Source organism: Pectobacterium peruviense (assembly GCF_003312355.2).
GTDB lineage: Bacteria > Pseudomonadota > Gammaproteobacteria > Enterobacterales > Enterobacteriaceae > Pectobacterium > Pectobacterium peruviense.
The window spans coordinates 1,015,017-1,039,393 of sequence record NZ_CP161826.1 but is presented as its reverse complement, the minus strand read 5'-3'; the positions used below and the strand labels follow the sequence as shown (position 1 = coordinate 1,039,393).

The window sequence follows — 24,377 nt, the reverse complement described above, 5'->3', positions numbered from 1 at the left end:
CGCACAACCATCAGAACCAATCTTTGAACAAGCTGAATTTCGTTTTATATGAGTCTTTCATCACACCAAAACATCTTCGGTGTTGTAAGGTTAAGCCTCTCGGGTCATTAGTACTGGTTAGCTCAACGTATCGCTACGCTTACACACCCAGCCTATCTACGTCGTCGTCTTCAACGGCCCTTCAGGGGCATCTAGTGCCCAGGGAAGACTCATCTCGAGGCAAGTTTCCCGCTTAGATGCTTTCAGCGGTTATCTCTTCCGCACTTAGCTACCGGGCAATGCAATTGGCATCACAACCCGTACACCAGTGGTGCGTTCACTCCGGTCCTCTCGTACTAGGAGCAACCCCTCTCAATCTTCCAACGCCCACGGCAGATAGGGACCGAACTGTCTCACGACGTTCTAAACCCAGCTCGCGTACCACTTTAAATGGCGAACAGCCATACCCTTGGGACCTACTTCAGCCCCAGGATGTGATGAGCCGACATCGAGGTGCCAAACACCGCCGTCGATATGAACTCTTGGGCGGTATCAGCCTGTTATCCCCGGAGTACCTTTTATCCGTTGAGCGATGGCCCTTCCATTCAGAACCACCGGATCACTAAGACCTGCTTTCGCACCTGCTCGAGCTGTCACTCTCGCAGTCAAGCTAGCTTATGCCTTTGCACTAACCTCCTGATGTCCGACCAGGATTAGCTAACCTTCGTGCTCCTCCGTTACTCTTTGGGAGGAGACCGCCCCAGTCAAACTACCCACCAGACACTGTCCGCAACCCGGATTACGGGTCTACGTTAGAACATCAAACATTAAAGGGTGGTATTTCAAGGTTGGCTCCACAAGAACTGGCGTCCTCGCTTCAAAGCCTCCCACCTATCCTACACATCAAGGCTCAAGGTTCAGTGTCAAGCTATAGTAAAGGTTCACGGGGTCTTTCCGTCTTGCCGCGGGTACACTGCATCTTCACAGCGAGTTCAATTTCACTGAGTCTCGGGTGGAGACAGCCTGGCCATCATTACGCCATTCGTGCAGGTCGGAACTTACCCGACAAGGAATTTCGCTACCTTAGGACCGTTATAGTTACGGCCGCCGTTTACCGGGGCTTCGATCAAGAGCTTCGCCTTGCGGCTGACCCCATCAATTAACCTTCCGGCACCGGGCAGGCGTCACACCGTATACGTCCACTTTCGTGTTTGCACAGTGCTGTGTTTTTATTAAACAGTTGCAGCCAGCTGGTATCTGCGACTCCCGCCAGCTCCATCCGCAAGGGACTTCACCGACAGGAGCGTGCCTTCTCCCGAAGTTACGGCACCATTTTGCCTAGTTCCTTCACCCGAGTTCTCTCAAGCGCCTGAGTATTCTCTACCTGACCACCTGTGTCGGTTTGGGGTACGATTTGATGTTACCTGGAGCTTAGAGGCTTTTCCTGGAAGCGTAGCATCGGTTACTTCATCACCGTAGTGACTCGTCATCACGCCTCAGTGTTAACAATGACCCGGATTTACCTAAGTCATCCACCTTCACGCTTAAACCGGGACAACCGTCGCCCGGATAACCTAGCTTTCTCCGTCCCCCCTTCGCAGTAACACCGAGTACAGGAATATTAACCTGTTTCCCATCGACTACGCTTTTCAGCCTCGCCTTAGGGGTCGACTCACCCTGCCCCGATTAACGTTGGACAGGAACCCTTGGTCTTCCGGCGTGCGGGTTTTTCACCCGCATTATCGTTACTTATGTCAGCATTCGCACTTCTGATACCTCCAGCAACCCTCACAGGCCACCTTCAACGGCTTACAGAACGCTCCCCTACCCAACAACACCTAAGTGTCGCTGCCGCAGCTTCGGTGCATGGTTTAGCCCCGTTACATCTTCCGCGCAGGCCGACTCGACCAGTGAGCTATTACGCTTTCTTTAAATGATGGCTGCTTCTAAGCCAACATCCTGGCTGTCTGTGCCTTCCCACATCGTTTCCCACTTAACCATGACTTTGGGACCTTAGCTGGCGGTCTGGGTTGTTTCCCTCTTCACGACGAACGTTAGCACCCGCCGTGTGTCTCCCGTGATAACATTCTTCGGTATTCGTAGTTTGCATCGGGTTGGTAAGTCGGGATGACCCCCTAGCCGAAACAGTGCTCTACCCCCGAAGATGAGTTCACGAGGCGCTACCTAAATAGCTTTCGGGGAGAACCAGCTATCTCCCGGTTTGATTGGCCTTTCACCCCCAGCCACAAGTCATCCGCTAATTTTTCAACATTAGTCGGTTCGGTCCTCCAGTTAGTGTTACCCAACCTTCAACCTGCCCATGGCTAGATCACCGGGTTTCGGGTCTATACCCTGCAACTTAACGCCCAGTTAAGACTCGGTTTCCCTGCGGCTCCCCTATACGGTTAACCTTGCTACAGAATATAAGTCGCTGACCCATTATACAAAAGGTACGCAGTCACCCAACTAGTAGGCTCCCACTGCTTGTACGTACACGGTTTCAGGTTCTATTTCACTCCCCTCGCCGGGGTTCTTTTCGCCTTTCCCTCACGGTACTGGTTCACTATCGGTCAGTCAGGAGTATTTAGCCTTGGAGGATGGTCCCCCCATATTCAGACAGGATGTCACGTGTCCCGCCCTACTCATCGAACTCACAACTTGTGCATTTTTGTGTACGGGACTATCACCCTTTACTGTGCGACTTTCCAGACGCTTCCACTAACACACAAACTGATTCAGGTTCTGGGCTCCTCCCCGTTCGCTCGCCGCTACTAGGGGAATCTCGGTTGATTTCTTTTCCTCGGGGTACTGAGATGTTTCAGTTCCCCCGGTTCGCCTCATGACACTATGTATTCATGTCATGATAATGTGTCGAAACACATTGGGTTTCCCCATTCGGGTATCGTCGGGTATAACGCTTCATATCAGCTTACCGACGCTTATCGCAGATTAGCACGCCCTTCATCGCCTCTGACTGCCTAGGCATCCACCGTGTACGCTTAGTCGCTTAACCTCACAACCCGAAGATGTTTCTTTCGATTCATCATCGCGCTGCGATTATTTGAGAGACTCATTGACAGACTGACTCATCACGACCTACCCGAAGGCAGTCCTGTATGTTCAGCTGTCATGTTTCAATTTTCAGCTTGTTCCAGATTGTTAAAGAGCAATATCGTAAACATGACTCCAAAGAATCATCTTTAAGATATTTGGTGATAATGTCTTTCACTCATTATCGGATTGGCGTCCCCAAGGGGATTCGAACCCCTGTTACAGCCGTGAAAGGGCAGTGTCCTAGGCCTCTAGACGATGGGGACACGAAAAATCCGTACCGAATTAAAAATCCGGCACTATCGCGTCAGCATGAGTCTACACTCATGACATCAACAGGTGCGCTTGCTCAGTATTTTCATCAGACAATCTGTGTGAGCACTTCACGTAACACACATCTTTTTTTGGTAAGGAGGTGATCCAACCGCAGGTTCCCCTACGGTTACCTTGTTACGACTTCACCCCAGTCATGAATCACAAAGTGGTAAGCGCCCTCCCGAAGGTTAAGCTACCTACTTCTTTTGCAACCCACTCCCATGGTGTGACGGGCGGTGTGTACAAGGCCCGGGAACGTATTCACCGTAGCATTCTGATCTACGATTACTAGCGATTCCGACTTCATGGAGTCGAGTTGCAGACTCCAATCCGGACTACGACGTACTTTATGAGGTCCGCTTGCTCTCGCGAGGTCGCTTCTCTTTGTATACGCCATTGTAGCACGTGTGTAGCCCTACTCGTAAGGGCCATGATGACTTGACGTCATCCCCACCTTCCTCCGGTTTATCACCGGCAGTCTCCTTTGAGTTCCCGCCATTACGCGCTGGCAACAAAGGATAAGGGTTGCGCTCGTTGCGGGACTTAACCCAACATTTCACAACACGAGCTGACGACAGCCATGCAGCACCTGTCTCAGAGTTCCCGAAGGCACTAAGCTATCTCTAGCAAATTCTCTGGATGTCAAGAGTAGGTAAGGTTCTTCGCGTTGCATCGAATTAAACCACATGCTCCACCGCTTGTGCGGGCCCCCGTCAATTCATTTGAGTTTTAACCTTGCGGCCGTACTCCCCAGGCGGTCGACTTAACGCGTTAGCTCCGGAAGCCACGCCTCAAGGGCACAACCTCCAAGTCGACATCGTTTACAGCGTGGACTACCAGGGTATCTAATCCTGTTTGCTCCCCACGCTTTCGCACCTGAGCGTCAGTCTTTGTCCAGGGGGCCGCCTTCGCCACCGGTATTCCTCCAGATCTCTACGCATTTCACCGCTACACCTGGAATTCTACCCCCCTCTACAAGACTCTAGCCTGTCAGTTTTGAATGCAGTTCCCAGGTTAAGCCCGGGGATTTCACATCCAACTTAACAGACCGCCTGCGTGCGCTTTACGCCCAGTCATTCCGATTAACGCTTGCACCCTCCGTATTACCGCGGCTGCTGGCACGGAGTTAGCCGGTGCTTCTTCTGCGGGTAACGTCAATCAGCAAGGTTATTAACCTTACTGCCTTCCTCCCCGCTGAAAGTGCTTTACAACCCGAAGGCCTTCTTCACACACGCGGCATGGCTGCATCAGGCTTGCGCCCATTGTGCAATATTCCCCACTGCTGCCTCCCGTAGGAGTCTGGACCGTGTCTCAGTTCCAGTGTGGCTGGTCATCCTCTCAGACCAGCTAGGGATCGTCGCCTAGGTGGGCCATTACCCCGCCTACTAGCTAATCCCATCTGGGCACATCTGATGGCAAGAGGCCCGAAGGTCCCCCTCTTTGGTCCGAAGACGTTATGCGGTATTAGCTACCGTTTCCAGTAGTTATCCCCCTCCATCAGGCAGTTTCCCAGACATTACTCACCCGTCCGCCGCTCGTCACCCGAAGAGCAAGCTCTTCTGTGCTACCGCTCGACTTGCATGTGTTAGGCCTGCCGCCAGCGTTCAATCTGAGCCATGATCAAACTCTTCAATTTAAGATTTGTTTGATTTGCTGAACTCGTCAGCGATGCTCAAAGAATTAAAACTGTTTATTCGTAATGAATTTCACTGTTGTTCACTCTTCAAGACTTTTTATATCGTTAAGATACGGTCTTGTGAGTGCCCACACAGATTGTCTGATTATATTGTTAAAGAGCAGTGCGTTGCGGTCTTATCCGCTTCGCGAGGTGACGCATGTTACGCTTATCACCTTCAGAGTCAACGTTTATTTTAAAGCGTTTTCTCTTTCTTTATCAACCCGGTTGTGTGTTCACATCGCCGTGTTGATGGAGGCGCATTATAGGGAGCCGATTCAGAAGCGCAAGCAAATCTAGTAAACTTTTTTCCGTTTGCGCATCTTTCATTCGTTCCGCTTGTTAACTGCGCATTTTTATCCATTTTGGCAGCTCTGCGAGGCTTTCCAGCACATCATCAGCCAATGCTTCGCCCTGCTCGGTCACGAGTTTACCAGTGCGAACCAGTAATTTATTTCCCACACCAGCGCCAATTGCAGCCTGCATATCCTCTAACTTATCTCCCACCATATAAGAAGCCGCCATATCAATGTGCAACTCGCTCTGTGCGGAAAGCAGCATACCAGGCTCAGGCTTACGACAATCACAAGTCTGGCGGTATTCATCTTCACCAGCTTCAGGATGATGTGGACAAAAGTAGATGCCATCCAGATCAACACCGCGATCTGCCAGCGACCAGTCCATCCATTCCGTCAGTTGCATAAACTGATCTTCTGTAAATTTACCGCGGGCGATGCCGGACTGATTAGTCACAACAACCAGCGCGAACCCCATGCCCTTCAACTCTCGCATGGCGTCGATGACACCATCAATAAATTGAAAGTTGTCAATCTCATGAACATAACCGTGATCAACATTAATCGTGCCGTCACGATCAAGAAAAATTGCTGGAATGCTTTGTGCCACTGACTTTGCTCCTGAATGGCGTAAATTACGCGGCAGTATCGCATGTTTTCGCCCACGGAGAGAATGCAGGACAGTGACAATCCCGATTGACTTAGACGTCTAGACGCCCTAACATCCATTTCATCTTCTGTTAATACAGAAACTGATTTATCCAGCCATAGGCACTTACGATAAAAACATATGATTGAACTTTCTAATATTACTAAGGTTTTCCAGCAGAACGGGCGGAGCATTACCGCACTTGCTGATGTCAACCTTCATGTTCCTGCCGGGCAAATCTATGGCGTTATCGGCGCATCGGGCGCAGGTAAAAGTACATTGATCCGCTGCGTCAATTTATTGGAACGCCCAACAGAAGGGAAAGTGCTGGTTGGTGGACAAGAGCTAACTCAACTGTCAGATAGCCAACTGACGCGCGCACGCCGGCAAATCGGCATGATTTTCCAACATTTCAACCTGCTCTCTTCGCGCACCGTTTTTGGCAACATTTCGCTTCCGCTGGAATTGGATAACACACCAAAAGCTGACATTACCAAGCGCGTAAACGAATTATTGGAGTTGGTTGGGCTAGCAGATAAACACGATGTCTACCCAGCCAACTTGTCCGGCGGACAAAAACAGCGTGTCGCCATTGCGCGTGCGTTGGCGAGCAATCCTAAAGTGCTGCTGTGTGATGAGGCAACCAGCGCGTTAGATCCCGCAACGACTCGCTCGATTCTTGAATTACTGAAAGACATTAATCGCCGTCTTGGCCTAACCATTCTTCTTATTACACATGAAATGGATGTGGTGAAACGCATTTGCGATCAGGTTGCGGTTATCAGTGACGGACGACTCATCGAGAAAGACACAGTAAGTGAAGTCTTCTCGCATCCGAAAACACCGCTGGCGCAGAAATTCATTCAATCAACATTACACCTGGATATTCCAGACGATTACCTCACCCGTCTGTCCCCTGACAATCGCCCAGATACCACACCGTTATTACGCATGGAATTTACGGGCAAATCGGTGGATGCTCCGCTGCTGTCCGAGGTAGCTCGACGCTTTAACGTCAACAACAATATTATTAGCGCCCAGATGGATTATGCCGGTGGTGTCAAATTCGGCATCATGCTGGCAGAAATGCATGGCAACGATGTGGATATCAAAGCCGCAATCCAATTCCTGCAGGAAAGTCACGTTACTATTGAGGTTCTGGGTTATGTCTGAAGCAATGATGTGGTTAATGGCTAAGGGAGTATGGGAAACCGTCGCGATGACGTTTGTTTCTGGCTTCTTTGGTTTTGTGCTTGGCTTACCCGTGGGCGTTTTATTGTATACCACGCGTCCGGGACAAATTATCGCCAATCCGAAGATCTACAGGACCGTTTCTGCACTGGTAAACATTTTCCGCTCGATTCCGTTCATTATTTTGCTGGTATGGATGATTCCTTTTACCCGCATCATTGTCGGAACCTCTATTGGCCTGCAAGCGGCCATCGTTCCTCTCACCGTCGGTGCGGCACCGTTTATTGCCCGTATGGTGGAAAACGCGCTGCTTGAAATTCCGACTGGCCTGATCGAAGCCGCCCGTGCGATGGGTGCGACGCCAATGCAGATCGTCAAAAAAATATTACTGCCAGAAGCGTTACCGGGGCTAATTAATGCCGCAACCATCACGTTAATCACGCTCGTAGGCTATTCTGCTATGGGTGGAGCCGTGGGCGCAGGCGGCTTAGGTCAAATTGGTTATCAGTATGGTTATATTGGTTATAACGCGACGGTCATGAATACGGTATTAATATTACTCGTTGTTTTGGTTTACCTGATTCAATTCTGCGGCGACAGGGCAGTAAAAGCTGTCACACACAAGTAGTCTCATCACAATACGCATTTGCCTAAAGGCATCTGCCAAGAAAATAGATAATTAGGGGTAAGGATATGGCGATTAAACTGAAATCTATTGCGACCATTGGCGCACTCATTGGTGCTCTGGCGCTAGCGGGATGTGGTCAGGAAGAGAAGAATCCTAATCATATTAAAGTCGGCGTTATTGTTGGCGCAGAACAACAGGTTGCAGAAATTGCACAGAAAGTGGCAAAAGACAAATACGGTCTGGACGTTGAGTTAGTCACATTTAACGACTACGTGTTGCCAAATGAAGCCCTGAGCAAAGGTGACATCGATCTGAACGCCTTCCAGCACAAACCTTATCTGGATCAGCAGATCAAGGATCGTGGTTATAAACTGGTTTCTGTCGGCAACAGTTTTGTTTACCCGATTGCGGGTTACTCCAAAAAAATCAAATCGCTGAATGAGCTGCAAGATGGCGCTCAAGTTGCGCTGCCAAACGACCCAACCAATCTGGGTCGTTCTCTGCTGCTGCTGCAGAAAGTCGGTTTGATTAAACTGAAAGACAACGTTGGTCTGCTGCCAACCGTACTGGATGTGACCGAAAACCCGAAAAATATCAAACTGGTTGAACTGGAAGCGCCACAACTGCCACGTTCTTTAGATGATGCGCAAATTGCTCTGGCCGTCATCAACACCACTTACGCTAGCCAGATTAACCTGACGCCAACGAAAGATGGCCTGTTTGTTGAAGAAAAAGACTCTCCGTATGTAAACCTGCTGGTTTCACGCGAAGACAACAAAGACGCTGAAAACGTGAAAAAATTCGTTCAGGCTTACCAGTCTGATGAAGTGAACGATGCAGCAAATAAAATCTTTAATGGCGGCGCGGTGAAAGGCTGGTAATCCAATAATTATACGCTAAATAATTCAAGTTTCAGGAAGGCGGCAAGCGAGAGAGTCCCGATGAGCTTACTCAAGTAAGTGATTCGGGTGACTGACAAATCTGCCAAAGGCAGATTTGAACGCTGCTTGCAGCGGCCCCTACGGGGCGAGGCCCACACACGTTGGCCGAGTAGCGCCGCCAACGTACATGTAACTTGAAGTATGACGTGTATACACGTTTAATTAAAAGATATCTGCAAGACGGGCTACGGCCCGTCTTGTTATTTGTGCAATTGCTTGCTTCAATACTCGCTCTTTGAGAAAAAGCAGAGGAATCCTTAATGCGTGCTGTTCCCTTTATATTGTTGGCAATGTCGCTGACAGGCTGTTCTTTATTTCAGAAGCCACCGGCACCGGCTCCTCAACCCGTTATTGAAACTAAACCTGCAGAACCTGCGCCGAAACCGAAGCCTGCGGCTCGCCCAACGCCAGCGGTGTTGTATAAAAGTGCAGAAGAATTAGTCGGTAAACCTTTCCGTGATATGGGCGAAGTTTCCGGTTCTTCATGTCAGGTTAGCGCTCAGGATTCTCCCCCAAACGCGGCAAGTGCGCGTAAAAGAATGCAGAACCGCGCAACGGCAATGAAGGCGAATGCGGTTTTACTGCATGAATGCCAAACTGTCAGCGGTGTCGCGGGTTGCTACAGCCAGGTTGTTTGTCAGGGCACAGCGCTGAAAGTCTCTGCACAATGAGTCAATTTGTTTTCAATCAGATCGGGGTTATCCGCTCACCGTATAAAGAAAAATTTGCCATTCCGCGGCAGCCGGGTCTGATTGAAGATGGAGGCGGAGAGCTTCAGCTATTACCGCCGTATAATCAGGCGGAGTGTGTCCGCAGGCTGGAGGATTTCAGCCATATTTGGATATTGTTCATTTTTCATCAAACGATGGAAGGCGGCTGGCGTCCGACTGTGCGGCCACCGCGCCTGGGAGGAAACACACGCACGGGCGTTTTCGCGACGCGTTCTACCTTCCGTCCCAACCCTATTGGCATGTCATTGGTTGAATTAAAAGGGATCCGAGCAAAAGGCGATGCGATTACACTTGAATTAGGCAGCCTTGATCTGGTCGACGGCACACCGATAGTCGATATAAAACCTTATCTACCCTTTGCAGAAAGTCATCCTCAGGCGCGAGCGGGTTTTGCCCAAATGGCACCCGATGCCGCGATGCCAGTACTTTTTTCTCCGCTTGCGGAAAACCAGATCGCAGAACATCAAAAGAAATATCCCCAGCTAAAACGCTTTATCTCACAGGTATTGGCACAGGATCCGCGCCCTGCCTACCGCAAAGGAGAAAGTACCACACGGGAATACGCCGTTTTGCTACTGGAATTCAATGTGCGCTGGCGCGTATGCGGGGAACAAACTGAAGTGTTAAGCCTCGACCCGTCTCACACGAGTTAATACGCGAACCACAGCAATATATTCTAAAATTGTCCCTGCTCTCTTTTGACACGCCGCCCACGCTGGTAAACTAAGCCACTTTTTATGTGCCTTCGGCTGCGCGGCAGCCCTATGCTATTTCTCGTTCTAACGGAACTAAAACCCCATGCGTACTAGCCAATACATGCTCTCCACTCTCAAGGAGACACCAGCCGATGCCGAAGTCATCAGCCATCAGTTGATGCTCCGAGCAGGAATGATTCGTAAACTGGCCTCCGGCCTTTACACCTGGTTGCCGACCGGTTTACGTGTTTTGAGAAAAGTTGAAAATATCGTACGCGAAGAGATGAACAACGCGGGCGCTATTGAAGTATCCATGCCGGTTGTTCAGCCTGCCGATTTATGGGTGGAAAGTGGCCGTTGGGATCAGTATGGCCCTGAACTACTGCGCTTTGTCGATCGTGGTGAACGCCCATTCGTACTCGGCCCAACACACGAAGAAGTCATTACTGACCTGATTCGTAATGAAGTCAGCTCTTATAAGCAGCTGCCGCTGAATTTCTTCCAGATTCAAACCAAATTCCGCGATGAAGTTCGCCCACGTTTTGGCGTAATGCGCTCACGTGAATTCCTGATGAAAGACGCCTATTCTTTCCACACTTCACAGGAATCGCTGCAGGTTACCTACGACGCCATGTACGCTGCTTACAGCAAGATTTTCAGCCGCATGGATCTGGATTTCAGAGCCGTTCAGGCAGATACCGGTTCTATCGGTGGTAATGCGTCCCACGAGTTCCAGGTACTGGCGAGTAGCGGTGAAGACGATATCGTTTTCTCAACGGAATCCGACTACGCAGCAAATATTGAACTGGCAGAAGCTGTCGCGCCGAAGTTAGGCCGTGCGGAAGCGAAGGAAGAGATGCGTTTGATTGATACGCCAAACGCCAAGACCATCGCCGACCTGGTTGAGCAGTTTACGCTGCCAGTAGAAAAAACGGTGAAAACGCTGCTGGTTAAAGCAACGGAAGAAAGCGGCCATAAACTGGTTGCGTTGCTGGTTCGTGGCGATCATGAACTGAACGAAATCAAAGCAGAGAAAATTGCTCAGGTAGCTAGCCCACTGACTTTCGCAACGGAAGACGAGATCCGCGAAATCATCGGCGCAGGTCCTGGTTCACTCGGCCCAGTCAAGTTGTCGATTCCTGTCGTTGTTGACCGCACCGTTGCGGCTATGAGCGACTTCAGCGCTGGCGCGAATATTGATGGCAAACACTATTTTGGCATCAACTGGGAGCGTGACGTCGCACTGCCACAGGTTGCGGATATCCGTAATGTAATTGAAGGCGACATCAGTCCAGACGGTAAAGGCACACTGCAAATTAAACGCGGTATCGAAGTGGGTCATATTTTCCAACTGGGCAGCAAGTATTCTGAAGCACTGAAAGCGACCGTTCAAGGTGAAGACGGACGCAACCAGACGCTGACGATGGGCTGTTACGGTATTGGTGTGACGCGCGTTGTCGCGGCAGCGATTGAGCAAAACCATGACGAACGCGGCATCATCTGGCCAGACGCGATTGCGCCTTTCCACGTTGCCATTCTGCCAATGAATATGCACAAATCTTTCCGCGTGAAAGAAGTGGCCGAGGATATCTACCAGCAACTTCGCGCTAAAGGCATTGAAGTGCTGCTCGATGATCGTAAAGAGCGCCCGGGCGTGATGTTCGCCGATATGGAATTGATTGGCGTACCGCACACCATCGTTATTGGCGATCGCAATCTGGATAGCGAAGAGATTGAATACAAGAATCGCCGCGTCGGTGAAAAGCAGATGATTAAAACCAGCGAAATCATCGATTTCCTGCTGGCGAATATCGTACGCTAATCGCCGTCAAACCGCTTTTTCATACGAAAAGGCAAACGCGAGCATAAAAAAATGGTGGGTTTCCCCACCATTTTTTATTTCAAGATATCAGTAACCCGTCACGAATTATTCACGAAACAGTTCTTCAATGCTTAAACCCTGAACCTGCAAAATTTCACGCAGGCGGCGTAAGCCTTCAACCTGAATCTGACGAACACGTTCACGCGTTAAGCCGATTTCACGACCCACATCTTCCAGCGTAGCCGCTTCATACCCTAACAGGCCGAAACGACGCGCCAACACCTCACGCTGTTTGGCGTTAAGCTCAAACAGCCATTTAACGATATTCTGTTTCATATCGTTATCCTGCGTGGTGTCTTCAGGTCCGTTGTCTTTTTCGTCTGCCAGAATATCCAGCAGCGCTTTTTCCGAATCACCACCCAGCGGGGTATCGACGGAAGTAATACGCTCATTCAGGCGCAGCATGCGGTTGACGTCATCAACTGGCTTATCAAGCTGTTCGGCAATTTCTTCCGCACTCGGCTCGTGGTCCAGTTTATGAGACAACTCGCGCGCGGTGCGCAAGTAAACGTTGAGTTCTTTGACAATGTGAATAGGCAAACGGATGGTGCGGGTTTGATTCATGATCGCCCGCTCTATCGTCTGTCGAATCCACCAGGTAGCGTAGGTTGAAAAACGGAATCCTCTTTCAGGATCGAATTTTTCAACCGCACGGATCAGGCCGAGGTTCCCCTCTTCAATCAGGTCTAGCAGCGCCAGACCGCGATTGTTGTAACGGCGGGCGATTTTCACCACCAGCCGCAGGTTACTCTCGATCATCCGGCGGCGCGATGGGATATCGCCACGCAACGCGCGTCGGGCAAAATAGACTTCTTCTTCTGCGGTTAAAAGCGGCGAATAGCCGATCTCTCCCAAATAGAGCTGTGTTGCGTCTAGGACACGCTGTGGGACCCCTTGTGATAATAGCTCGTCTTCCGCCGAGTCATTATCATTGGTATCTTCCTCTGCCAGCGCTTTATCGTCAAAAACGTCAAGTCCATTTTCTTCGAAATCGGTATCTTCATGTAACTCGTTAACTTTCAGCGTACTTTGGCTCATAAGTGGCTCCTACCCGTGATCCCTTGGCAGAATACCGAAATACTCTGCCCGATTTATCGCTGCGGCAGAAAACGCAGCGGGTTTACGGATTTCCCCTTGTAACGAATTTCAAAGTGCAAGCGAACTGAGCTTGTGCCCGTACTGCCCATCGTAGCGATTTTTTGTCCTGCCGTGACGTCTTGCTGCTCACGGACTAGCATCGTATCGTTATGGGCATAAGCACTGAGGTAGTCATCATTATGTTTGATGATTATCAGATTTCCGTAACCACGTAGCGCATTACCCGCATACACCACGCGCCCACTGGCGGTTGCGGTGATCGGTTGCCCACGTGAGCCGGCGATATCAATCCCTTTATTTCCCCCCTCAGAAGCGGAGAAACTATCTATGACTTTCCCATCGGTAGGCCAACGCCAACTGCCGACAGCAGCCGTATTGCTGCTGGCAACAGCCGCTGGAGCGGAAACAGGAGCGGTTGTTGTTGCCCCTGCCGTAGGTAACATCTTACCTACATTCTGTTTACCCTGATTACCAGAATACGCATTAGTTGACTGAGAATCAACCGATGTAGATTGTATTTGAGCACTTGATGGCGGCGTCGGGACTCCACCTCGGGTGGCATCCGTTGTTGCCAACATTCCACCACCGCTCATCATGCCGCCGCCAGAAGCGTTGTTGCCAGAGCCACTACCTAAGCTCAGTGATTGCCCGACATTCAGGCTATACGGCTCAGGGATATTATTGCGCTGCGCCAGATCCCGGTAATCATTGCCAGTAATCCAGGCGATATAAAACAGGGTATCTCCCCGTTTAACGGTATAGTCATTGCCGCCGCTGTAACTGCCTTTCGGAATATTACCGTAGCTGCGATTGTAAACAATTCGGCCTTCGGACGTTGCTGCCACACTTTCACCCGCCGTTGAAATGCGTGATGGTGGCGCAGATAACATTCCCCCTCGGCTGCCCGTATTTCCGTCAACGCTGCTGATCGGTGCGGATTTTGAATTATTATTGGTGCATCCAGCCAACCCTAAGACAATCACCGTACACGCAGCAATGTGACGCAAATTCATCATTCGGCTTCCCATGCGCCTTACTCCCCTATACCTATAGCGTTCAAAAAAATAACTATACCCATCATACTTCAAGCCGCATGTACGTTGGCTTTCCTTAGTCATCCCAATCACATACTCATGTAAACTCCTGGGGACTCCTGCGGTTACCGCCTGCCTGCAACTCGAATTATTTAGGGTATATAACATTCAAAAAACAGTCGTACCCAGAACTCAATTCGGACATGTGTGCCTCGCATCCGCTGCCGCTTCACTAATCGTAGCCTAACTGACCGTAGCGTAAATGATTGTAGCGTAAACGATATCCGGCGTTTTATTCGTTAGTTGGAACGAGAAAGATCGCTACTTCACCATCGCTGGCGCATAAGCAAAACGGGAGAGGCACCACGATGGTTAGATGCTAACAATATCAACAAGTTCGCACCATAAAACAGTTGTATTGAAATTTTAAAGACTTAACAACACATGCATATCGTCGCCAACGGTATCAGGCTAATTCCCCTTTGACCAGCGGAACAAACCGAACTGCTTCAACCGTTTTAATAATAAATTCACCAGCATGGCGCTGAACAACCTGCAATATTTGCGACTGTTCCCCGACGGGCAACACCATCACACCACCTTCATCAAGCTGTTCCAGCAGCGCTCGAGGAATTTCCGGCGGTGCCGCGGTAACGATAATGGCATCAAACGGTCCGCGTGACGCCCAGCCCTGCCACCCATCGCCATGGCGAGTAGATACGTTGTGCAAATCAAGCTGCTTTAAGCGACGTTTAGCCTGCCATTGCAGCCCTTTGATGCGCTCAACCGAACAAACATGCTGAACCAAATGCGCTAAAATCGCCGTTTGATAACCTGAACCGGTGCCAATTTCCAGCACACGGGATACGGGCGTCAGGTTAAGCAGCTCCGTCATCTTCGCGACCATATAAGGCTGCGAAATAGTCTGGCCGGAACCGATAGGCAGAGCGGTATTTTCATACGCTTTATGTTCGAAAGCTTCGTCAACAAAACGTTCTCTGGGTACGGCTTCTATCGCCATCAGCAGACGTTCGTCCTCAATGCCCTGTTGGCGCAACTGCGCCAACAACGTTTCTATACGTTTGTTTACCATTCCCCGCCGACCTCAGCTCTGGTTAACCTCATCGCCAATACAGCAATATTCCCGCACAGGGGTAAGCCAGCCGCCGCAATTGCACGATTACCGACCTTGATTCTCTTCAACTATTTTCGGCAAAAAAGCGTTGCCGCACATCAGGCACCGATATCGGTATCCTGTTGAGAATGCAACACTTCACGCACCACGCTGGTCGCAAAACTGCCAGCAGGTAGCCAGAATTTCACGGCTACGGTCACGTCATCTTGCCATTCCCATTGCATCTGCTGCGGATACAGCAGCACAGCACGCCGGGCAGGTTCAACCCGCTCACGCTTGACCAAAGACCATAGCGTTTCTTGCCCGGTCAATGCCTGTTCTTCAAATGCCAGTGCATCATCCTGCGTGCCCAGTTCACCGTCTCCAGGCAGCGGCGCAGTAATCTGAAGTTCACCAGCATCAAGGCGCACCTGCAAGGTTTCCAGTTCATCCGCTTTAGCCACAAACCAACTGCCGCGCCCCGTTAGCTGCAATGCATCACCACACAAAACGGTTTTCGCTTGCGGTCCCGCCAGTCGTGCGCTGGCCACCTGATTAAACATCGCACTACGGCTAGCAGAAAGATAAAAGCTACGCTTACTGCGTTCTTTTACCCGAATATCGTTATTGGCCCAAAGACGCGCCTGCTCAAGATTATTTCCGTTTCGTCCGAAACGCTGGCTACCAAAATAATTAGGAACGCCGCTCGCAGCGATCTGCGCTAAACGGGCGTCAACCTCGTTCCGATCACTCACCTGACGCAGTACCAGAGCAAAATGGTTACCCCGCAGTGTACCGATCCGCAGTTTGCGACGGTGGCGGATAACCTCAAGCACGTCACAGCCTTCCAGTTCCAGCAAAGAAAAATCTGGCGTCTCTTTTCCCGGCATATGCAGGCAAAACCACTGTTCGGTGACAGCATGGCGATCTTTCAGACCCGCATAGCTGACGGCACGTAGCGGTAGACGAGCAAATTTCGCCAGCATCTCGGCCACAAATTGCGTATTGCAGCCGCGTTTACGTACGCGAACCAAGACCTGTTCACCATCACCATCTGGTTGAAACCCCAGATCTTCCACCACCAGAAAGTCTTCCGCAGTGGATTTCAATGAGCCGGTAGCCTGTGGTTCACCGTGCAGCCAGACGAGTTGTTCGCTATTTTCCATCGTTATCCTACAAGGTACATGACCCGATGACACACGGTCATGACATTGTTTCTTATACTGTTAATTTCTATTATTGATAAGGTATTGTTGATAAGACATTACTTATAAAAAGCGGCTTACCACGCGACAATTTCGCCCGTTTCTTTTTTTACAAGCAGGGCAACCGCTTCGCAGGCAATGCCTTCGCCACGACCGGTAAAGCCCAACTGTTCTGTCGTGGTCGCTTTCACATTGACGTCGTCCATATGGCACTGCAAATCCTCCGCCAGATTCACACGCATTTGCGGGATATGCGGTGCCATTTTCGGCGCCTGAGCAATAATCGTGACGTCCAGATTACCTAGCTGATAGCCTTTGTCATTGATACGGCGCCAGGCTTCACGCAACAGGCCACGGCTGTCCGCACCTTTAAAGGCCGGATCGGTATCAGGGAACAGCTTGCCAATATCACCCAACGCAGCGGCCCCCAACAGAGCATCGGTCACCGCATGCAGCACCACATCCCCATCGGAATGCGCCAGCAGACCTTGAGTATAAGGAATTCGCACGCCACCAATCACCAGTGGACCTTCTCCACCGAACTTATGGACATCAAAACCGTGACCGATACGCATCGCGCGTTCTCCTTATGTATTTAGCAAATAAATTTAGCGAGCAAATTTAGCGAATAAAATGAGGTTACTGCAAACTGGTTAAATAGAATTCAGCTAATGCCAAATCCTCTGGACGCGTGACTTTTATATTATCCGAACGTCCGCTGATAATTTGCGGACGATAGCCACAATATTCCAGTGCGGAGGCTTCATCTGTGACGGCAACGCCATCCTGAAGTGCACGTTGCAGACACTGTTTCAGCAGTGCCGCTGGAAAAAGCTGCGGCGTCAGCGCATGCCACAAATCGTTACGCTCTACTGTGCGATCGATAAACCCGTTTGTGCTGCGCTTCATAGTATCACGAACCGGCGCGGCCAAAATTCCACCGACATCACTCTGCTCGACAATCGCCAGCAAGCGCGTCAGATCGTCCTGATGCAGGCACGGGCGCGCCGCATCATGCACCAGCGCCCACGCGTTATCATCAACGGCAGCGAGCCCAGCTAGCACGGAATCCGCACGCTGTAGCCCACCCGTTACAGCACAAATACGGGGATCGTTGGCAATCGCCAGAGTATGAAAGAATGCGTCATCTGGGCTGATAACGACGACGACACGCTGTATTTGTGAATGGCGTAACAGCGCATCGAGGGTATGTTCAAGAATGGTTTTATGGCCGGTAGCATCATTGCCGATCATCAGATACTGCTTAGGACGATCGTTTTGCATCCGGCTGCCGTTACCCGCGGCGGGTAAAACGGCAACAATTTCAGGCGGGGAAAGGCTCGATATCTGCATGCGTCAACGTTGTGTATTGTTGGATGAAGTATTAGTAGATGAAGGCGTATTCGCGTTGCGATGGTTAGATTCTGGCACCAAACGATAGAAACTTTCACCGGGTTTAATCATGCCCAGTTCATTGCGTGCGCGCTCTTCAATCGCTTCCTGTCCGCCATTGAGGTCGTCAATTTCGGCAAACAGTTGTTCATTACGGTCTTTTAATTTGGCATTGTTTCCCTGCTGGACAACAACATCATCCTTCACCCGAACATAATCATGAATGCCATTCTTGCCCAGCCACAGTGAGTACTGAAGCCAGCCAAGCAATATCAATAATAACAGCGTAAGCTTTCCCATCCCGCCCCCTGAAAAACCGCCTAATCATCCCATAACTTTTGTTTCGACTCCACTGTGTCCGGCAGTGGGAGGCAATATTCACCCTAACGCGTGCCCAAATGAGGATATTTCGGGCAGAAAATCACGCCAAACGCACTCCCAAGCAGCGCTCGTGTCATCTATTCATCCCTTTTGCTTTCTACAACTTCCGCCGTTCCAAGAGGACGTAAGCGTGCTAGAGCCCGCCGGGTAAAACCGCCATAGGAAAAACGTCAGTTGAACCATTAATGCTATCTGTGTATTTTTATGCATACAAAGTGCATAAAAAAAGAAAATTTTACATTTAAACCAGGAGAAAACCATGTTCAAAAAACTGTTATTCGTAGGTGCAATCTTCGCAACCGCGCTATCCACTAGCGCTTTCGCCGCTGAACCCACTTACGTTGTCGGCTCTGGCGGGACCTATCGTCCGTTTGAGTTTGAAAATGCACAGAAACAGTTGGAAGGCTTTGATATTGATATTATTAAAGCGATCGCCAAGGCGGAAAATTTTAATATCAAGCTGATCAATACACCATGGGAAGGCATCTTCGCGACCCTGAACTCCGGTGACCGCGACATTATTATCTCGGGTATCACGATTACCGACAAACGTAAGCAAATGGTTGATTTCTCCACGCCTTACTTCCCTGCCGAACAGTCCATCGTTGTTCCTAAAGGGTCGACGATCGACTCAATCGCTGCGCTGAAAGATCACAAAGTGGGTGTTGTGAACTCCAGTACAGCCGATATCGTGGTTTCCGACGTATTAGGCAAAAACAGTACATCGATTAAGCGCTTTGATAACACCCCGTTAATGTTACAAGAGCTGTATGAAGATGGTGTGGGTGCCGCGGTTGGCGATGTGGGCGTGGTGAAGTTTTACATTAAGACGCACCCTGAAAAACAGTTCAACCTGGTTTCTGATGCCAAATTCGAACGTCAGTATTTCGGGATCGCCGTCGCGAAAGGCAACGATAAACTGCGCGAGAAGATTAACGCCGGACTGAAAAAAATCGTTGCTGACGGTACCTATGCCAAGATTTATCAAACCTGGTTTGATAACAACGTGCCGACCTTACCCGCAGAGTAATGCCAGCACGTCTTCTGGCCTCAATCGCCTCATGTAAGGCATCGCACCAACCGGACAGCTAGCCTGTCCGGTTTATTTTAGAATAATCATTACGTTAGCCTATTCAAAAAAGGAAACGATCTTGACGGGATTTCGTTGGGAGATCATTCAGGAGTATGCCCCGCTATTTATGGAAGGCACCTGGATGACCATCAAATGCACCATTATTTGTGTCATTCTTGGCACCTGCTGGGGATTAACGCTCGGATTAGGCCGCTTAGCACAGGCGCCGCACGGGCCGTGGAAATATATATTGCACTACGGCGTTCAATGGCCGGTGCGGATCTATATCAGCGCCTTCCGGGGTACACCGCTGTTTGTGCAAATCATGGTGGTGCACTTCGCTCTGGTGCCGCTGTTCATCAACCCGCGCGACGGGCTGCTGGTGACCAGCAATATTATGTCGGTCGATTTTGCCCGTACGTTACGCTCAGATTACGGCGCGTTCCTCTCTTGCGTCGTGGCGATTACGCTGAATGCGGGAGCCTATGTCTCCGAGATATTCCGCGCTGGTATTCAATCTATCGATCGCGGCCAGATGGAGGCTTCACGCTCTCTCGGCATGAGCTATGGTCGCACCATGCGGAAAGTGATCCTACCACAGGCTTTTCGCCGTATGCTGCCGCCGCTGGGTAATAACGCCATCGCCATTGTGAAAGATTCCTCGCTGGCTTCGGCAATCGGTTTGGCGGATCTCGCCTATGCCGCGCGCACGGTATCAGGGGCTTACGCCACCTACTGGGAACCCTACCTGGCGATCTCTATCGTCTATTGGGTTATTACTTTCCTGCTCTCGCTGCTGGTGCGGCACATGGAAATGAGGTTTGGCAAAAGTGATTCACGTTAATAACCTGCAAAAACAGTTTGGCGATACCCATGTTCTGCGTGGTATTTCCTGTGATATCGCGCCTCAGGAAGTACTCTGTCTGATTGGTCCATCTGGCTCAGGAAAAAGTACCTTTCTGCGCTGCATCAATGCACTGGAGACGCTGTCGGCGGGCGAGATTACGGTCAACGGTTTTGCCATTCACGATCAGAAAACCGATATCAATCGTATGCGTGAAAGTGTCGGTATGGTATTTCAGCGCTTTAATCTGTTCCCACACATGACGGTGTTGGAAAATGTGATTATGGCACCGATGGGGGTGAAGAAATTACCCCGTGCACAGGCCGTTGAACGCGCTAAAGCGTTGCTCAGTAAGGTCGGGTTGCTGGATAAAATCGATGCCTGGCCGAACAGCCTGTCCGGTGGTCAGCAGCAGCGTGTTGCCATTGCCCGCGCGTTAGCGATGGAACCGGCGATCATGCTGTTTGATGAACCCACATCTGCGCTAGATCCAGAACTGGTTGGCGAAGTACTGGCCGTCATGAAAACGCTGGCGAACGAAGGCATGACGATGGTCATCGTGACCCATGAAATGGCATTTGCCAGAGAAGTGGCTGATAGAGTGATCTTTATCGATCAGGGAATTATTCAGGAACAGGGAACGCCAGAGGCGATCTTCTCTCATCCGAGTAACCCGCGCACGCAGGCTTTCTTGAGCAAGATCTTGTAAATACGTTGAATGCTGTAAAATAACAGGCTGTCAGCGTCCACGCTGGCAGCCTTCTCCCTTACCACCTTTCTTTTACCACCCGGTCAGAAAAGAAAAGACCAGCCAGAACAGACAGACCACCGTCAATCCCGTCGCAAAAAGCGTATAAAAAAGATAGCCTCTCAGCAGAAAGCTAAACCCGACACCAACCAGCACCGAAAACGGCATCAGCGCCAGAAAGAACGGCCAGGTGTAAAGCATGAAGAAAAACGTGGTATTAGAGCCGTATACCAGAAAGGGGATGCTAAAGGCCAACCAATAAAAGGAGAACCCCGTTACCGCCCCCATAAACAGGTAGGAAACGCCGTCATCCTCTTCTTGCGCTGGCCGAGTCTTGCTAATCGTTAACTGCGTGGCATTTTGCATAATCTTTCCCATTCTTCCCCTGCATCACCCAACAGCGCGGTGAAAAAAGCGGGGACATCAGAGCTTGATAATAGCTCGCTTGCCAAGCAGATCTAACAATTGGTCGGTCAAATTTGTTACGAATTGTTCGCCATCCAGATGACTATCCGGTGCTTCCGGCGCTTCATACACCGAGTCGATTCCCGTGAAATTACGCAGTTCCCCCGCACGGGCTTTCTTGTACAACCCTTTAGGGTCGCGCGCTTCACAGGTGGCTAACGGCGTATCCACGAAGACCTCGATGAACTGCCCTTCGCCCAGTAAATCCTGCACCATTTTACGCTCGGCGCGATGCGGCGAGATAAACGCCGTCAGAACCACCAGACCCGCATCGACCATCAGTTTAGCGACTTCACCCACGCGGCGGATGTTCTCGCGCCGATCGCCGTCGGTGAAGCCCAAGTCCCGGCACAGCCCGTGCCGGACATTGTCGCCATCCAGCAGGTAGGTGCTAACACCACGCTGGTGCAGCGCTTGCTCCAGCGCCCCCGCCAGAGTGGATTTACCGGACCCAGACAGCCCGGTAAACCAGATAACTACGCCCTGATGACCATGCAGTTTCTCGCGAGACTCACGGGTAACATTGTGCGCATGCCAGACGACGTTATCGTCAGTTGGCGAGTGGCGTAAAGACACGTTATTTGCCCCCCAGCAGATCGCGCGCACCCCAATGCGGGAAGTGGCGACGTACCAGTGCATTCAGCTCTAGCTCAAACGCGCCATATGCGCCGGGCTCTTGATACACCTGTTCGATAGGTTCCCGCACCAGACCCGCACCGACCGTAACGTTGCTCAGACGATCGATAAAGATCATCCCGCCCGTCACCGCATTATGCTGGTAATTGTCTAGCACCAGCGGCTCATCAAACACCAGCTCAATCGAACCGATGCCATTCAGCGGTAGGTTTTCCGCTACGCGCTGCGTCAGCGTATTGATCTCAACCTGATACTGAATATTCTCGACCCGAGCGCGCGTTTTCTTACCGCCAATCTTGATGTCGTAGCTTTGTCCCGGCACCAGTGGCTGCTCCGCCATCCAGACGACATCCACCAGCGCATGTTGAACCGCTTTCAGCGATTCACCGCTGTCGACCAGCAGATCGCCGCGACTGATATCAACCTCGTCCGCCAGCACCAGCGTAATCGCTTCACCCGCCTGCGCCTGCAGTAAATCACCGTCAAAGGTCACAATACGGCTGATGGTAGATTCGACGCCGGACGGCAGCACTTTAACCCGCTGTCCGACGCGGATAATGCCAGAGGCCAGCGTACCCGCGTAGCCACGGAAATCCAGATTTGGACGGTTGACGTATTGCACAGGGAAGCGCATCGGTTGTTCCAGCGTGCGCTGCGCCACATTGACCGTTTCCAGCACATCCAGCAACGTTGGTCCGGTATACCAGCCCATCGTCGTGCTTGGCGTCGCGACATTATCGCCATCCAATGCGGAAATCGGCACAAAGGTAATATTCAGGTCAGCAGGCAGTTGCTGGGCAAAATCCAGATAATCCTGCTTAAACTGTTCAAATACCGTTTGCTGATAATCCACTAAATCCATTTTGTTCACCGCCACCACCAGATCGCGAATACCCAGCAGGGTCGCGATAAAGCTGTGACGACGGGTTTGATCCAATACGCCTTTGCGCGCATCAATCAGCAGGATCGCCAGCTCGCAGGTCGATGCACCGGTTGCCATGTTGCGGGTGTATTGCTCGTGTCCCGGCGTATCGGCGATGATAAATTTGCGCTTTTCCGTCGAAAAGTAGCGGTAAGCGACGTCAATCGTGATGCCCTGCTCACGTTCGGCCTGAAGCCCATCGACCAGCAGCGCCAGATCCAGTTTTTCGCCCTGCGTCCCGATGCGCTTGCTGTCATTGTGCAGCGTACTGAGCTGATCTTCATAAATCTGGCGCGTATCGTGTAGCAAACGACCAATCAGTGTACTTTTTCCGTCGTCGACGCTGCCACAGGTCAGGAAGCGCAGCAGCGTTTTATCCTGCTGTGCGTGTAAATACGCTTCTACACCGCCTTGCTCGGCGATCTGTCGTGCAATCGCATCGTTGATGACGACGGCATCTTTCTCAGCCGCATTCTCTGCCGCTGTGTCTTTTAAAGAAATTTGGCTCATTCGACGATTCCTCAGAAATACCCTTGACGCTTTTTCAGCTCCATTGAACCGGCCTGATCGCGGTCAATTACCCTTCCCTGACGCTCACTGGTCGTGGAAACCAGCATCTCTTCGATGATTTCCGGTAGCGTCTGCGCATGCGATGCCACCGCACCAGTCAGCGGCCAACAGCCTAGCGTACGGAAGCGCACCATACGTTGTTCGATCACTTCGCCCGGTTGCAGATCGATGCGATCGTCATCCACCATCAGCAGCATGCCATCACGCTCCACAACCGGACGCGGGGCGGCCAGATACAGCGGGACAATATCGATGTTTTCCAGGTAGATATATTGCCAGATGTCCAGTTCGGTCCAGTTGGAGAGCGGGAAAACGCGAATGCTCTCGCCTTTGTTAATCTGACCGTTGTAGTTGTGCCACAGTTCCGGGCGTTGATTCTTTGGATCCCAACGATGGAAACGGTCACGGAAGGAGTAAATTCGCTCTTTGGCACGCGATTTCTCTTCATCACGACGCGCTCCGCCAAACGCAGCATCAAAACCGTATTTATCTAGCGCTTGCTTCAGCCCTTCGGTTTTCATGATGTCGGTATGCTTGGCGCTGCCGTGCACGAAGGGATTAATCCCCAACGCTTCACCCTGCGGGTTACGATGCACCAGCAGTTCACAGCCGTAGGCTTTCGCCGTACGGTCGCGGAATTCGTACATTTCACGAAATTTCCAGCCGGTATCAACATGCAGCAGCGGGAAAGGCAGCGATCCTGGATAGAACGCCTTGCGCGCCAGATGCAGCATCACCGAAGAGTCTTTACCGATGGAATACATCATCACCGGATTACCGAACTCGGCCGCCACTTCGCGGATGATGTGAATGCTTTCGGCTTCAAGCTGCCGTAAATGCGTGAGTCGTTTCTCGTCCATACC

The 24,377-nt window shown here is 50.9% G+C and carries 21 protein-coding genes, 1 tRNA gene and 2 rRNA genes; 9 read left to right on the top strand and 15 right to left on the bottom strand.

What is annotated here, in order from left to right; genetic code table 11:
* Positions 1 to 86 precede the first annotated feature (86 nt).
* The 4 genes from DUT67_RS04620 to gmhB form a co-directional block, all read right to left on the bottom strand.
* Positions 87 to 2,992, bottom strand: a 23S ribosomal RNA gene (locus DUT67_RS04620).
* A gap of 228 nt (positions 2,993 to 3,220) precedes the next feature.
* Positions 3,221 to 3,296 (bottom strand) — tRNA-Glu (locus DUT67_RS04615).
* A 142-nt stretch (positions 3,297 to 3,438) separates the two neighbouring features.
* Positions 3,439 to 4,981 (bottom strand): 16S ribosomal RNA (locus DUT67_RS04610).
* Together the 16S and 23S rRNA genes with 1 tRNA gene alongside form the textbook arrangement of a ribosomal RNA operon.
* Positions 4,982 to 5,362: 381 nt before the next feature.
* Positions 5,363 to 5,926, bottom strand: coding sequence for a D-glycero-beta-D-manno-heptose 1,7-bisphosphate 7-phosphatase (gmhB, locus tag DUT67_RS04605; RefSeq protein ID WP_113626764.1), 564 nt, complete (start codon positions 5,924 to 5,926; stop codon positions 5,363 to 5,365).
* A 180-nt stretch (positions 5,927 to 6,106) separates the two neighbouring features.
* On the opposite strand from gmhB, the gene metN reads away from it, so the two are divergent.
* The 6 genes from metN (at position 6,107) to proS (ending at position 11,973) form a co-directional block, all read left to right on the top strand.
* Positions 6,107 to 7,138, top strand: a complete 1,032-nt coding sequence (gene metN / locus DUT67_RS04600; RefSeq protein WP_113626763.1) for a methionine ABC transporter ATP-binding protein MetN — start codon at positions 6,107 to 6,109, stop codon at positions 7,136 to 7,138.
* The gene (locus DUT67_RS04595) at positions 7,131 to 7,784 is read left to right on the top strand and encodes a methionine ABC transporter permease MetI (protein ID WP_011095030.1); all 654 of its coding nucleotides are present in this window, start codon (positions 7,131 to 7,133) and stop codon (positions 7,782 to 7,784) included. The genes metN and DUT67_RS04595 overlap by 8 nt, the downstream gene beginning before the upstream one ends.
* Positions 7,785 to 7,849: 65 nt before the next feature.
* Positions 7,850 to 8,665, top strand: coding sequence for a MetQ/NlpA family lipoprotein (locus DUT67_RS04590; RefSeq protein ID WP_039272834.1), 816 nt, complete (start codon positions 7,850 to 7,852; stop codon positions 8,663 to 8,665).
* 320 nt (positions 8,666 to 8,985) lie between these two features.
* On the top strand, positions 8,986 to 9,396 hold the full coding sequence (gene rcsF, locus DUT67_RS04585; RefSeq protein ID WP_113626762.1) for an Rcs stress response system protein RcsF: 411 nt from the start codon (positions 8,986 to 8,988) through the stop codon (positions 9,394 to 9,396).
* Complete coding sequence (tsaA, locus tag DUT67_RS04580; protein ID WP_113626761.1) at positions 9,393 to 10,109, top strand: tRNA (N6-threonylcarbamoyladenosine(37)-N6)-methyltransferase TrmO; 717 nt, start codon at positions 9,393 to 9,395, stop codon at positions 10,107 to 10,109. The genes rcsF and tsaA overlap by 4 nt, the downstream gene beginning before the upstream one ends.
* 145 nt (positions 10,110 to 10,254) lie before the next feature.
* Positions 10,255 to 11,973: a proline--tRNA ligase gene (proS, locus tag DUT67_RS04575; protein ID WP_113626760.1), complete on the top strand. Its 1,719-nt coding sequence runs from the start codon at positions 10,255 to 10,257 to the stop codon at positions 11,971 to 11,973.
* Positions 11,974 to 12,078: 105 nt separating this feature from the next.
* On the opposite strand, the gene rpoS is transcribed toward proS, so the two are convergent.
* The 7 genes from rpoS to ftsB form a co-directional block, all read right to left on the bottom strand.
* A complete protein-coding gene (gene rpoS, locus DUT67_RS04570; RefSeq protein ID WP_048261970.1) occupies positions 12,079 to 13,071 on the bottom strand; it encodes an RNA polymerase sigma factor RpoS in 993 nt (330 codons plus the stop codon).
* A 53-nt stretch (positions 13,072 to 13,124) separates the two neighbouring features.
* Complete coding sequence (nlpD, locus tag DUT67_RS04565; protein ID WP_048261972.1) at positions 13,125 to 14,147, bottom strand: murein hydrolase activator NlpD; 1,023 nt, start codon at positions 14,145 to 14,147, stop codon at positions 13,125 to 13,127.
* Positions 14,148 to 14,631: 484 nt separating this feature from the next.
* Positions 14,632 to 15,258 (bottom strand): protein-L-isoaspartate(D-aspartate) O-methyltransferase, encoded by a 627-nt coding sequence (locus DUT67_RS04560; RefSeq protein ID WP_113632838.1) that lies wholly within the window; start codon positions 15,256 to 15,258, stop codon positions 14,632 to 14,634.
* A gap of 140 nt (positions 15,259 to 15,398) precedes the next feature.
* Entirely contained in the window at positions 15,399 to 16,445 is a 1,047-nt protein-coding gene (truD, locus tag DUT67_RS04555; protein ID WP_113632837.1) for a tRNA pseudouridine(13) synthase TruD, read from the bottom strand.
* 116 nt (positions 16,446 to 16,561) lie between these two features.
* A complete protein-coding gene (ispF, locus tag DUT67_RS04550) occupies positions 16,562 to 17,059 on the bottom strand; it encodes a 2-C-methyl-D-erythritol 2,4-cyclodiphosphate synthase (RefSeq protein ID WP_010299845.1) in 498 nt (165 codons plus the stop codon).
* Positions 17,060 to 17,123: 64 nt separating this feature from the next.
* A complete protein-coding gene (gene ispD, locus DUT67_RS04545; RefSeq protein WP_113632836.1) occupies positions 17,124 to 17,837 on the bottom strand; it encodes a 2-C-methyl-D-erythritol 4-phosphate cytidylyltransferase in 714 nt (237 codons plus the stop codon).
* Between the two features lie 3 nt (positions 17,838 to 17,840).
* Positions 17,841 to 18,176: a cell division protein FtsB gene (ftsB, locus tag DUT67_RS04540; protein ID WP_011095039.1), complete on the bottom strand. Its 336-nt coding sequence runs from the start codon at positions 18,174 to 18,176 to the stop codon at positions 17,841 to 17,843.
* 340 nt (positions 18,177 to 18,516) lie between these two features.
* On the opposite strand from ftsB, the gene DUT67_RS04535 reads away from it, so the two are divergent.
* From DUT67_RS04535 to DUT67_RS04525, 3 genes are all read left to right on the top strand, one after another.
* The gene (locus tag DUT67_RS04535) at positions 18,517 to 19,287 is read left to right on the top strand and encodes a basic amino acid ABC transporter substrate-binding protein (RefSeq protein ID WP_048261980.1); all 771 of its coding nucleotides are present in this window, start codon (positions 18,517 to 18,519) and stop codon (positions 19,285 to 19,287) included.
* A 121-nt stretch (positions 19,288 to 19,408) separates the two neighbouring features.
* Positions 19,409 to 20,173 carry an amino acid ABC transporter permease gene (locus DUT67_RS04530; protein ID WP_005973498.1) on the top strand — a complete coding sequence of 255 codons (765 nt, stop codon included), beginning with the start codon at positions 19,409 to 19,411 and terminating at the stop codon, positions 20,171 to 20,173.
* Positions 20,160 to 20,882 (top strand): amino acid ABC transporter ATP-binding protein, encoded by a 723-nt coding sequence (locus DUT67_RS04525; RefSeq protein WP_048261982.1) that lies wholly within the window; start codon positions 20,160 to 20,162, stop codon positions 20,880 to 20,882. Before DUT67_RS04530 ends, DUT67_RS04525 begins: the two co-directional genes overlap by 14 nt.
* A gap of 72 nt (positions 20,883 to 20,954) precedes the next feature.
* Here the strand turns inward: DUT67_RS04525 and DUT67_RS04520 are convergent, their stop codons facing one another.
* The 4 genes from DUT67_RS04520 to cysD form a co-directional block, all read right to left on the bottom strand.
* Positions 20,955 to 21,287 carry a DUF3561 family protein gene (locus DUT67_RS04520; RefSeq protein WP_048262121.1) on the bottom strand — a complete coding sequence of 111 codons (333 nt, stop codon included), beginning with the start codon at positions 21,285 to 21,287 and terminating at the stop codon, positions 20,955 to 20,957.
* A 57-nt stretch (positions 21,288 to 21,344) separates the two neighbouring features.
* The gene (gene cysC / locus DUT67_RS04515; protein ID WP_223254643.1) at positions 21,345 to 22,025 is read right to left on the bottom strand and encodes an adenylyl-sulfate kinase; all 681 of its coding nucleotides are present in this window, start codon (positions 22,023 to 22,025) and stop codon (positions 21,345 to 21,347) included.
* Positions 21,964 to 23,391, bottom strand: coding sequence for a sulfate adenylyltransferase subunit CysN (gene cysN / locus DUT67_RS04510; protein WP_113632853.1), 1,428 nt, complete (start codon positions 23,389 to 23,391; stop codon positions 21,964 to 21,966). Before cysN ends, cysC begins: the two co-directional genes overlap by 62 nt.
* A 74-nt stretch (positions 23,392 to 23,465) precedes the next feature.
* Positions 23,466 to 24,374 (bottom strand): sulfate adenylyltransferase subunit CysD, encoded by a 909-nt coding sequence (gene cysD / locus DUT67_RS04505; protein ID WP_113632834.1) that lies wholly within the window; start codon positions 24,372 to 24,374, stop codon positions 23,466 to 23,468.
* Positions 24,375 to 24,377: the final 3 nt, after the last annotated feature.